This window comes from Niastella populi, from assembly GCF_002078015.1.
In the GTDB taxonomy this organism is placed as follows: Bacteria; Bacteroidota; Bacteroidia; order Chitinophagales; family Chitinophagaceae; genus Niastella; species Niastella populi.
Genome location: NZ_LWBP01000112.1, coordinates 60,598 through 72,771, shown reverse-complemented (window position 1 = coordinate 72,771; position 12,174 = coordinate 60,598). Strand labels below are relative to the sequence as shown.

General features: G+C 43.8%; 9 protein-coding genes. 1 reads left to right on the top strand and 8 read right to left on the bottom strand.

Going from position 1 to position 12,174, the window contains the following annotated elements:
- Positions 1-123: 123 nt before the first annotated feature.
- The 4 genes from A4R26_RS11140 to A4R26_RS34880 form a co-directional block, all read right to left on the bottom strand.
- Entirely contained in the window at positions 124-1,254 is a 1,131-nt protein-coding gene (locus tag A4R26_RS11140) for a FecR family protein (RefSeq protein WP_081163858.1), read from the bottom strand.
- A gap of 219 nt (positions 1,255-1,473) precedes the next feature.
- Complete coding sequence (locus A4R26_RS11135) at positions 1,474-2,058, bottom strand: RNA polymerase sigma-70 factor (RefSeq protein WP_081163857.1); 585 nt, start codon at positions 2,056-2,058, stop codon at positions 1,474-1,476.
- A gap of 934 nt (positions 2,059-2,992) precedes the next feature.
- A complete protein-coding gene (locus A4R26_RS11130) occupies positions 2,993-3,346 on the bottom strand; it encodes a hypothetical protein (RefSeq protein WP_081163856.1) in 354 nt (117 codons plus the stop codon).
- A 409-nt stretch (positions 3,347-3,755) separates the two neighbouring features.
- Positions 3,756-3,920, bottom strand: a complete 165-nt coding sequence (locus tag A4R26_RS34880) for a hypothetical protein (RefSeq protein WP_165760230.1) — start codon at positions 3,918-3,920, stop codon at positions 3,756-3,758.
- Between the two features lie 495 nt (positions 3,921-4,415).
- On the opposite strand from A4R26_RS34880, the gene A4R26_RS11125 reads away from it, so the two are divergent.
- On the top strand, positions 4,416-5,237 hold the full coding sequence (locus tag A4R26_RS11125; RefSeq protein WP_081163855.1) for a glutaminyl-peptide cyclotransferase: 822 nt from the start codon (positions 4,416-4,418) through the stop codon (positions 5,235-5,237).
- 232 nt (positions 5,238-5,469) lie between these two features.
- Here the strand turns inward: A4R26_RS11125 and A4R26_RS11120 are convergent, their stop codons facing one another.
- The 4 genes from A4R26_RS11120 to A4R26_RS11105 all read right to left on the bottom strand — a co-directional run bounded on the left by A4R26_RS11120 (position 5,470) and on the right by A4R26_RS11105 (position 12,157).
- Positions 5,470-6,369 carry a class I SAM-dependent methyltransferase gene (locus A4R26_RS11120; protein ID WP_081163854.1) on the bottom strand — a complete coding sequence of 300 codons (900 nt, stop codon included), beginning with the start codon at positions 6,367-6,369 and terminating at the stop codon, positions 5,470-5,472.
- Positions 6,370-6,425: 56 nt separating this feature from the next.
- The gene (locus tag A4R26_RS11115; RefSeq protein ID WP_081163853.1) at positions 6,426-7,112 is read right to left on the bottom strand and encodes a hypothetical protein; all 687 of its coding nucleotides are present in this window, start codon (positions 7,110-7,112) and stop codon (positions 6,426-6,428) included.
- A 201-nt stretch (positions 7,113-7,313) separates the two neighbouring features.
- Positions 7,314-8,975: a TonB-dependent receptor gene (locus tag A4R26_RS11110; protein ID WP_081163852.1), complete on the bottom strand. Its 1,662-nt coding sequence runs from the start codon at positions 8,973-8,975 to the stop codon at positions 7,314-7,316.
- Between the two features lie 155 nt (positions 8,976-9,130).
- Positions 9,131-12,157: a tetratricopeptide repeat protein gene (locus tag A4R26_RS11105; protein ID WP_081163851.1), complete on the bottom strand. Its 3,027-nt coding sequence runs from the start codon at positions 12,155-12,157 to the stop codon at positions 9,131-9,133.
- Between the last annotated feature and the right edge of the window lie 17 nt (positions 12,158-12,174).

Below are 12,174 nucleotides of genomic sequence, written 5' to 3'. Positions count from 1 at the left end.
TTAACTTCAAACGGGGGATGCGTCAACATTCTCCGTTTTTGTTATTACGGTAGTCAGGTTAGATTTTTCATTGCATTCGTTTTGGTTACACAATCGTTAACTTCTATATAGCGCACTCGTACTTTACCAGATAATGACTTCGGCGCCTTTGATCTCATAATGAAACCCGCGCGCCAGGCTAAGCGCTTCCATTACCTCGGCCAGTGACTTATTTTCAAAAACACCGGTAAAATGGAGCCCTTTCAGTGATTCATTTTTCAATACTATAGAAACATTGTACCACCTTTCCAGTTCGGGCAGCATACGGTCGAAGGTCTCGTTTTCAAAAGCCAGTTTATTTTTAACCCACATGGTTTCATAGTGGGTGGTGGTATCTTCTTTCCAGGGGTGAATTTTGCTCAGCGTCATCATAGGCACATTATCTGCAGCGCCAGGGCTGTCTGCCGGTGTGTTGCTGACGATCGTGGCGTTATCATTTTTAACGATCAGCTTTTCATCGGGTTTAAGTACGATCTTCTTATCGGGATTGTTATGCAGGGTAACTTCTACAGAACCCCGGATCAGCGCCGTTTCTATGGTTTTCTCCCCCGGGTACGACCGAACGTTGAATGCCGTTCCCAATACTTTTATATCAACTGAACTGGTGTGAATGATAAAGGGTATCCTTTGCCCGGTTTCGGGCGAATTAACATGTGCCACATCAAAATACGCTTCCCCCGTAAGGGTCACTTCGCGGGTATTGCCTAAGAAATTGTGGGCATAAGTGAGTTTGCTATCCGCATTCAGCCAAACCTGGGTACCATCGGGCAGTTCCACTTTCGATTTGGAACCGGGCCGGGTACTAATGGTGTTGCTGGCCACCGGTTTGCCACCTGTTTTACCGCCGGGTGCAAATACCAGGAAAACAACGAGCACCGATGCGGCTATGCCAGCGGCCAGCCAAAGCCAGCGCAGACGGCTTCGCTGCGGTACGGTCTCCATTTCCGGTTCGGCATCAACAGCCTCGGCATCAAACTGCAATGCAGGCTGTGCCAGGTGATTGCTAAGGCGTTGCAGGTGTTTATCATAACGACTGGCTGAAGCAGGTACCGCCTCACGGGCCTGTTTGCTTTTCCAGATATTACGCATAATGTCGGCACGCAAACCCAACCCGGGCTGCTGCTGCAGTAAGGTGTTTAATTCTTCCAGTTCTTCAGGGGTAGCTTCGCCTGAAAGCTGTACACTTAACAGATACCAGACTCTTTCTTCGGTCATAATGATTAGCTGTATCTCTTAAGACAAGGGTTTGTTGGCAGATGTACCAAAGGGGAAGAAAAAAAGTTGACGGGTTGACGGGGGAGTTGAAATGTTGATAACGTTGATAAAGGACCTGAATTCCCGGCCTCGCGACTAAATCGCACTTCGCGCTGTATTACCGCTATCAACCCCGACTTCTTCGGGGCAGGCTTTGTCAACATTTCAACATATCAACCGCTACCTGGTTCCTTTAAGATTGTATTGCAAACCAATAGATGCAGGCAGGGTATCTGCAATTTTCTTTACTGCTATCGCCACCTGGTTGCGAACGGTGAGAACGGAAATATGAAGAATATCGGCCACCTCTTTATAGCGCATGCCATCTTCCTTTACCATTTGGAAAATAAGCCGGCATTGCGGCGGCAGTTGTTTAATGGTTTGTTGAATAGTATTTATGATATCGGCGGAAATGCACAGTTCTTCTGGGTTATCGAGACTGATGACGGCTTCGATATCGATTTCATCGAGCCTGGCCACCGGGTTTTTAAAATGGCGGGTAATATAGTTAAGGCAGAAATTCTTAGCGATCTGGTACAGGTATACTTTCAGATTGGCGATCTCCATCAGTTTGTTCCTGATTTGCCATAATTTGATAAATACGTCAGAAACAATTTCTTCCGCGGCTTCGGATGATTTTACAAAAGAAAAGCAAAAACGATGGAGGTTGGTGAAGAAGAGGTCATACAAGGCATGATAGGCCTGCATATCCTCATACAAAGCAATACGCTCCTGGAGCGATCTGATATGATTGGGATCATTCAAAATGGCAAGTTCTGGTTTTATATCGCGGTTCTAATTTCAGATAAAAAACTAATATGTGCAAAATTTGCTCACTATTTTTTAGCAGGGAGTAAAAAAATTGTAAAAAATACAGTTGAAGCATTTCTCTTTGCACACTTATTGCCCAAATAGACACGTGTATTTCTAAAACTGCACGTTTATCAAATTGTTGCCCGGTACCGCTTATTCTGATTTACCTTTGCAACAATCCCTTAAACAACCAAAAATATTTGACTGCACATGACCGATGTATCTAAAATAAGTTTCCTCAGGTAATCGTATACTTCGCTAATAGTAATATTACAGCCAAACTTTAGAATCTCTAAAAATCAATTAAATCATAAAGAACTTTATACTACCCCTCACGGTCTACTTAAACTACCGAATGCAATGTTCGATAGATGGTGGTTTGATCAAAATGATGTACTTGCTTATTATATGTTTCCATTGATTACGCTCCTCTTACTTTTCACTGTTTCCGAACTATGCTCAAGTAAGTAGCCCTCTTAAGAGGGTCGGCTTTTAGCTCCAACAATAAACTTTACAAGTTTGCTCGTTCTAACCATTCGGCACTTGATTTTGTGAATGCTTTCGGCCGCATTACGTCTTATTATCCCACTAATTTGTCGCTCGCTGACTTTGATAATTGCCTACTCGCATCACTGGGGATACTGCATTGGAACGCATGTCTTCCGTTGTATGCCTATTATCAGATATCCCAAGGTAAGTATATCCGCGTTCCGCTCAGGTTGCCTCTGCTTTTATGTTCCGACATTCCGTATAATGTTGAGCTTCTTTTTGTTGTTAACACTGGTTTCCACCGTCGATTTACTGCTGTTCATCTTGCACATAAGAAAGCCAGGCTGTTGCCTGGCTTTCTTATGTGAATGTTACTTATGTGAACTTTTCAACTAATTCATTCGCCATCTGATCTTATAAATCCCTTATTTTCGTTTGATAACATATTTGTATCAGATCCTCCAACCTCGTCCAATGACTTACCAGATGTGACAGCATCTATAAATGCTTCACGAAACATTTCATTTCCGTCCTTCCCATCACTCCATGCGGTAGCGTTCATAACAATTCTATCAGCATCAACTAGTGACAACTCCAATTCGGCCCGAAGCAATCTTACGGCCTGCGCTTTGCTATACTCTTTTTCTTTTAAAGAAGTTAATATAATCTGAAGAGACTCTATAGTCCCATTATAATGACCCTTAAAGATCATTCTCATTTCATCAGTGATAGGTATTAGTGATCCGCTCATAAAATTAAATTAATATTAATTCATACTTATTCTGTACTTGTAAAATAACATAGCTCTGCGCTTTTGCATGATACTTTACTTATGACTATTCCACTCCCTGGGAAATACGTAATAGGTTTTACGATCTATTAACCTTAAATCAAATCGTTGTTCAAAACTATGTCCAGGGTTTGTAGAAGAGCTATTTAATGTTCTCTTGCCCGATAATGTGATTGATTCGAATTGTAGAGGCCTAGCCCAGTCCCCGATCACTTTTGGTAAAGTTAAAGTCCCCTGAATTCCCGATCTTTGAAACCAATTGTTGCTGAATAGCTTTGGGTTCAGTCAGCATCCCTTTCAGTTCTCCCTTTTGTGCTTTTACTAATTTTAATGGCGATAGTGTATCAGTTGCAGGCAACCGAAAGCGCCCTTATACACCTGACAATTCTCTCTTAACCTGCCCGGTAACTTTAGCCTTCAGGGAATCTATCTCCAATGATCCTTTCTCCTGCGAATAAGCAGTTGTTGAAATAAAATTTGCCAAAAGTATGGTACATGCAGTACCCAGTATCTGCCGTATAGACATAGAATTCATAGTTCGCGTTTGAAAATCAAAGCGGAATACCTTCAATATGGCACCATCGTTGTATTATTTCCGGTAAGAAATATCCGGCTTCAAGGGAAGATCGCTTACGTGAGGATAAAACAAATAATAATAAGGCCTGCTCATAAAACAGTCGTTTGGGTTGGGGTAATTAATCGATAATGGTCTGCGCTGATTACACAATTCAAAACTATCGCATTTATCATTAGACACTAATTATTTTTAATATTCGTGCTGATTCGACAATAACCGTGTCATTTTCGGCAATAACCGTGTAACCCGAAATATGAACGCACAGAACAGGTACAAAACAAATGGAATTGTTTAAACCCTCAAAATTCTGCGCCCGCCCGTTTGTCACGTTACCGGAATATTGCCCCCGCGCAAACCGCCTTACCCGTAAATCCCAATAAATTCAAAAATTAATTATTCTGTCAGCTTTACTTATCTTTCCGATCGTATTTTTGACAGCTTACTCCCTTTATTATGAAGAAAGTATCTATTGCAGCTATCGTTCTCTTTACCACGCTGGCTGCCTGTAACGAAGCCGGCACAAACAACACTGACAACACCAGCAATAACGCTGCGCCGCCGCCACCTGCCATTCAATATGCCGTGGTCAATAAATTTCCGCACGACACATCTTATTTCACCGAAGGGCTTGAATTCTATAAAGGGCAGCTTTTTGAAAGCTCAGGCGGAAATGCCGACGAAAGCCCCTACCCTTCCGAACTGGGTATCGCCGACCTGAAAACCGGCAAGGTGACCACCAAAGTGCAGCTCGATAAAACAAAACACTTCGGCGAAGGCATTACTATTTTTAATGATAAACTTTACCAGCTTACCTGGACCAGCAAGGTTGGCTTTATATACGATGCCAATACTTTTAAAAAGCTCGGCGAATTCAAACTACCTGCCAAAGAAGGCTGGGGTTTAACGCATGACTCTGCCAGCCTCATCATGAGCGATGGCAGCAGCAACCTCTATTACCTTACCCCCGATTCGCTTAAATTATTGAATATTCTACGGGTAACCGATAACAACGGCCCTGTTCCCAACCTCAACGAACTGGAGTATATCAACGGGTACATTTATGCCAACCAGTGGGAAACGTCCTATATTCTGAAAATTGACCCCGGCACCGGAATGGTAGTCGGCCGTATCAACCTGGAAAATCTGCAAAGGGAAGCCTCGTCCCTGCGCCCCGGCGCCGATGTGCTGAATGGCATCGCCTATGATAGCGCCAACAATAGAATACTTGTTACAGGAAAAAGATGGCCGTTCATTTACGAGATAAAGATCCAATAGCAGGAGCCCAATACTAACTTTGAACTTTTAGGTATTTATGGAACCGTTACAGGTTGCAGGGGTACCGGGTACCGGTAAACAGTTTCCGGTTACCGGGAAAGCCAGTTCCAGGTTTCAGGTTACAAGGCTGCATAGTGTAAGCAAATTCCGAATATAGTTAGCTTTAAAATAGCTGTTAGGCGCGTGTTTGAGCCTTTCACGTTTGCCGTTTCACGTTTCACGATTGCCGGCATTATTTCGAAACAACATAGATCAACGAACTACACTGCTCCTTATTGAAAAGCGTATTGATATTAGAAATTGACCCCATAATACCGCCTTTCAACACACTGTCTTTACCTGATTTATATTTCTCGCTCAGCATGCTTACATAAAAGCTATCGAACCACATGGGTTTTACGGCCTTTAACTTCAGCCCATGCTTTTCAACCAGTAAACGCATTGAATCGGGCGAGAAATGATACAGATGGCGGGGAACATCATACGCCGCCCAATGCGCTCCGTATTTGGTGGCATCGTAGCTGGTATAATTGGGAACGGCAATGAACAGGGTGCCCTGCGGACGAAGCAGCTCTTTCAGCCGGTACATGTATTCGTTCAACAGGTGCACATGCTCGAGCACATGCCACATGGTTATGATATCAAAATCACCGAAAGATTTATCGAAGAACTTATCGGGCGGATAAACGTACAGCCCATATTGTTTTACGGCCAGGTTGCGTGCGGTTTCACTGGGCTCAACCCCTTCAACCAGCCAGCCATGCTGCCGCATATGGTCCATGAAGGCGCCAATGCCACAACCAACATCGAGCAGGCGGGGCATGCTTTCGGCATTGGTGTACGACTGTACTAATTTTCTTTTATTTTTTAAACTACGTTCTCGCACGCGGTGGTATAACCTGTTCACCAGTCCTTTGCTGGTATTGCTGTGTGAAATATAATTATCCGACTGGTAATAAGCGGCTATATCATCCTGTTGTGGTACATCCTGGGTAAATCGCATGGTACAACGGGCACATTCCCAAATTTCGAACATTTTATGCGATACCGTAAAATCCTTTGATGCCAATACACAATGAATGTCTGACGAATCGCAGGCAGGGCAGGTGGTATAATGAATAGGTGATGACATCAGGTATTTATGACCTGCAAAGAAAAGAAAGAAACAGGTTGTTTAAAAGAAAAATATCAGGGCGCTGCATTGATCCGCTGCTGATTACCTGCTGCGGATGTTACAAAGCCGTTTTTATATACCCTGAAAAAGATCACCGTCAACGCCAGGGCGACAATTACCAGTGCGAAGATCCACCAGCCCCGCTTTTTAGGCGGCTCTTCCGGATAGGGTGGATAATCAGGCACCTGCTCATCACCGGATATAACATTATTGTTATCTGAAATTGGGCTGTTAGTGTCGACATTAGAGATCTTCCGGGTCACTTCCTGGTCGCCCACCAGCATAGTATGCTGGCTATGGGTATGAATAACCCGGTTGGCCGGCGTTGGCTCCTGCAAACTGGGAATACGGCCTGCAGATTCGAATACGATTTCTCCTGATATATCCTTTTTCAGCGTGCCTATTCCGGCCCATTCTACGTTCTGTCCTTCCCGCAATTTACTCCGCAGCTCGTATGCCCACTCATTATACCATTTAATGGCTTCATAATCGGCAATGTCCTGTTGTTTTGCCAGGTAGGTGAAAAAATCTTTATCGGGAGCATCGAAATATTTATCGAAACGAAAATGATAGTCAGGTGGCAGAATACGACGGTTCACAAAGTCAGTCTGCGCAGGGATACGCTCAATATACATTGAACCCAGTCCCGGAATACTGATGCTTTTATGTTGAAGCAGATAACTTACCAGCACATTATTCATAATATTCTGTTTACTTCTGCAAAGAACAAAAAATTTCCGGTAATGGAAGCACAAACATGTTAAAACCTTTATCCCCAGGCCAGGCTAAAAGCTAAACGCTGAAGGCCGAACGTGTCAGTCCGAATTTCGGAATGCCTTAGTCAGATCGGGAAACACTCATGACGGGAACCAGCGTTAAGCTTAAGCCTTAAGCGTTCCGCCTTATTTCGTATTAAATGAATAAGTTATACCACCCATAATGCTGAAGCCGAACACTTCGTACTGGTTCCAGCGCTGGTACCTGTCATTTAACAAATTATTAAGTTGTACCCACAGGTTGAAGTTCTTTGTTATCCTGAATTCGGCGCCGGCATTCAGGTCCAATGCATTGTCGCCTTTGAAGCTGTCGCCATCTTTGGTAAGATATTTTGGCTTGGTCCAGGCCCACAGTTCACTGTAAAAGAACAGGTCTTTTATCAGCTGCCAGCGAATGGCGGCATTCAGCTCTACCGGTATCAGCCCATAAGCGTCTTTTTCGCGCTCGAGGTTGAAATAATTATTGATTGTTAAACCGGCCGTTGCACTGAACTTTTCGCCAACGGTATATCCCAGCTCACTATGCAATTGCAGGTCGTTCATCTTTGGTTCATACCGTATTTTAAATGATTTGCCGCCATCGATCGAATCGTTTACGAACAGGGGCATGTCGTGATAAGTAACTATGCCCAGTTTGGCTGAATAGGTAAAATGGTCGCCCAGTGAACCTTTTATTCCGCCATACAGATCGATAGCCCGCGTATTAATCAATGTATCGGGCTGCGCCAGCCATGGGTTAATGGATGCAAAACGCTGGTACGATCCCTTCTGGTAGTACCCTACCCAACCCACCTGCAAAGTAAACTGCCGGTCGCCGGTAGTGATATCCGCCATAATATTCGGCAACATGTGAAACTTCTTCTGATCCCAGCTGGGCAAAATACCTGCGTGCAGGTTAAAGTTGTTTGTCTTAACCGACACCGCTGTCGCAATCTGGTATAAGTTATTCTTGATATTTAACTTGTTATTATCGTCGCGTTTGTAATTCGTGAGGTCGGCTGTGGCGCCAATGTTGAACGCAAACTTCTCATCATCGCCAAAAGTCTTTTCCAGCGGCAGGTTCACTACCGTGTTGATCTCACTTCCCTTAGGATCGTGTTTGTCGCTAAAGCTGCTCACTTTTATACTGGGATGGTAATTGAGCCCAAACTCGGTTGAACTAAGATTACGAAAATCAATTTTTCCTTCAATGGTTTGAAAACGTTGCCGCAGATCCTCCTTGGTATATGGCAGATCAGATGGTTTGAAGCCGTACAAATAATAATCATCGCTGCGGAAACCCAAACCGGCATTCCACTCGAGGTTCTTTGTGGTTTTATATGTACCTGCTGCCGCTACACTGGTTTGGCTGTTCTTCTGAAAAGGCAATTCGCCCTTCGACGTATAGTGATTGGCAAACAGGTTAAAGAAGGTTTGTCTGCCATCGCCAAAACTAAAGCCTGCCTTTACAAATGGCTGATGAATGTTACCTATACCCGCTTTTATGTAATTGCTCGATTGCCAGGCATTCATTGAATCAACCTTCAAAGCCACCGGGTGTACGCCTGCGGGCTGATAGGTAAAAAATAAATTCTGCGCCGGAATATTGTAATTGAGCCTGGGTTTTGTGGTGTCGACTGCAGGCTCGGTTGCATTGAAATTGATCTTTGAAGCTTCCCGTAATACCGGTTTGAATGTAGAGGTTACATCGATGGTTTTCCCTTTATTGGGCTCCTGTGCCTGTGCTGCAGCAACACCAAAAAAGCAACCACTGATAAAGAAAACTGTTTTTCGAAATTGTTTATTCATCTGAAAACGATGTTCTTTTTAATAATATCGAATATCCAATGTTCAATGTCGAATATCGTATGTCCAATGTTGAATGTCGAGTGAAATGCAAAAGACATAACGAAACTATATTATACTTCAACATTCGATGTTCTTCAGTTCAATATTCGTCATCCTTACCCTCCTACTTTACTGTTCTTTCTTTCCTCTTCCTGGGTTTGTTTCAATTTCTTATCCGCTTCCTGGCGCACGTCTTCCAGTTTGGCATTGTCTACAATGCTTTGGAACGTAGCTTTTGCATTGAAATAATCTTTCTGTTTCAGGTAGATATCACCCAGTAACAAATAAGCCCTGGTTACCCATACTTCATAAGAACCTGATTTGTTCACCACCTCGAATGCCGCTTTTTCGGCATCTGACAAGCGGTCCTGTACAAAGAAGCACTGAGCAATTCCGTAACGGGCTTCCGCCCCATAAGCCGATTTATTCAATGAAACTACCTGACGGTAATAACTGATCGCCTGATCGCATTGATTTGATGTGTGGAATGATTTGGCAATAGCCATATTGGCTATCACTTTATCATCGGAACCAATACCTTTCTGGTTCAACAGGTCTTTGGCATTGGTAACGGCATCGTTCCATTTTTGCAGCTGGAACTGGCTTCGCAGTAATCCGCGCATGGCTTCGAGTTTATTTTCCTGCGAAGTAGCAAAATCTTTCAGTTTAATAAAATACTTTTCTGCTTTTTCGTAATTCTTCAATTCAAAGAAGTTCAGCCGGGCTGCGTTGAGCAATGCTTTTTCGCCAAATTTATTGGGCACCAGTTCGCTCAGCTTCTCATATCCGTCTGCAGCTTTTTTCCAGTCTTTCTGGTTATAATAAATTTCACTTTTATAATACAATGCTTCCAGCGCAAATTTGCCTTCAGGGAACCGGGCAAGATATTCCTCAAATTTTTTGGCTGCACTGGGGAAGTTCCCATTATTGAATTGCACTTCTGCCTGCTGATACATCAGCTCATCTTCCTGGTTGGTGGTAATTTCCTTACCCATTGAACGGGCAAATGCTACGTATTCGCTTGTTTTACCCTGCTCAACATAAATGATCCGGGAGTTCTCGAGCGCAGCTTCCGCTTCGGTTGAATTGGGAAACTGCTGCAAAACGGTTGCATATTGCTTCAACGCCTCGTTATCGTTGTTCAGGTTGTAATAGGCAATTCCCATTTTTAAATAGGCCTTTGGCTTCAATGAAGAAACCGGATCGTTCACAACATTCTTTAAATAAGGAAGGGCTTCGCGAAAATTTTCAGCAGCAATATGGGTGGTGGCCACTTCCATATTGGCGTCGGCCGATAAGTTCGATTGCGGATAACGGCGGCTGATGCTGGCCAACAGGGTGATCTTCTCTTTTTCATTGCTCACACCCGTGATCATGGCCTTTTGAAAAGTGGCATAGTCACCTGCGGCCCACGAATAACCGATCACTTTATCGTACATCGCGAGGGCTTTTTTGTAATCGCGGTTCATATAATAACAATCGGCACTGCGAACGTAAGCGTCCTGCTCCAGCGGATTGGCATTGATCTTCGGATTGACAACCACTTTTTCGAAGAATCCCAGGGCCTGGTTATAGTTTTCGCGTTTCAAAAAACAATAACCCAGACTGTAATTGGCATTATTGGGGTTAACCTCTATATATGAAACCGGGCGTTTCAAATATTCGAAAAAATAGCGGATGGCATCATCGACTTTATTCAACCGGTATGAGATCTCCCCTTTCCAAAACTGGATCTGGGGCAATACCGATGTGTTATTGGCATCGGCTTCTGCTTTGGTTAGCAGGTCGTTGGCCGTCACCAGCATTCCATCATTTATCATTTCAGTAGCCCGGCCCAGCAGTACCACCGGGTACAAACGCCGTGCGTTGGGTGATGGCGTTTTCAGGCTTTCCAGTAAAGCCAGTGCATCTTTATAGTTATTGGTGCTGGCAAGCATGTTCACCAGCAATTCCTTTGCTTCATTATTATAGTCCGATTGGGGGTATTTGGTCAGAAATTCCTGCAACTCGGTTAACGCTACGTCCTGGTAACCCAGTTCGTAAGAGAGTTTGGCATAATTGAACTGCGAAACCTCCTGTTGTTTTTGGTTACTGCTGTTGCGGGCGCACATCAGGAAGGCATTACGCGCATTGGCTTTCTGGCCTGTTCTCAAATAGGAATCGCCCAGCAGGTACATGGCGTTCTGCGCCAGCGAATCTTCTTTTCCGCCGATCTGTTTAAACCCTTCAATGGCTTTGTTCCAGTTCTTAGCCTCATAGTAACAATACGATAACTCGTAAATATCCTCGCGCTTTACGCTATCGGCTTTGTTAACATATGTTTCAAGGTATGGAAGGGCTTTGTCAAATTGTTTTTTCTCAAAATAGGCATGTCCCACCATCTGGCGCATGGGCACATCATAATGCAGGTTGCCTCTTTTGAGTTTTGCTTCGGCATATTGAAGCGCTTTTTCTTTTTGACCAAGCGAGTAATGGATGCCTGCAATATAGAACGGCACTACCCGGCCATAGTTAGGATGATCTTCTACGATGGTAAAAGCGGCAAGCGCGTCATTATATTTCTTTTCGTAAAAGCAAATAAAACCGTAGTAGTAGTTGGCATCGAAATAATTGGGGTCCCTGCTATCCTGCCTGATGGCATCGAATTTCGGTTTGGCCTTATCGAATTGCTTTAAAGTGAAGTATACATACCCCTGATGAAACTTCATATCCGCTATTTCGCGATTGCTCAGGTTCGCAATGCCGGTAGTTTCGTACAGGGATGCAGCCTGTGCCAGATCGTCTTTCCGGAAATAATATTCGGCCAAATGAAAACTCATCATTTGCACCCGGGCCGCATTATCTTCCTGATCTATAAATTTTCGTGCCTTTAATACCGCGCCCTCCTCATTTTGCTTCAGCGCACACACTATAGTGTAGTATTTAACTTCCTGGTAGCTGATCGCCTTGCTGCTACGGTCGATGGCAGTTTGTTGCAACTGCAGGTCCTTTAATAAAGGATATGCCAGACTGTACTGCTCGCGTTGATATAATTCTTTGGCGTGCTTGAAAGTTGCCTGGGGATCAGTTATTACACGGGTTTGCTGCGCATAAGAAAAGTGAAAAAGACCTAAAAGGGTTATGAAGGCTGTCGTTTTTTTCATTCAAAGTGTCCTTAAGG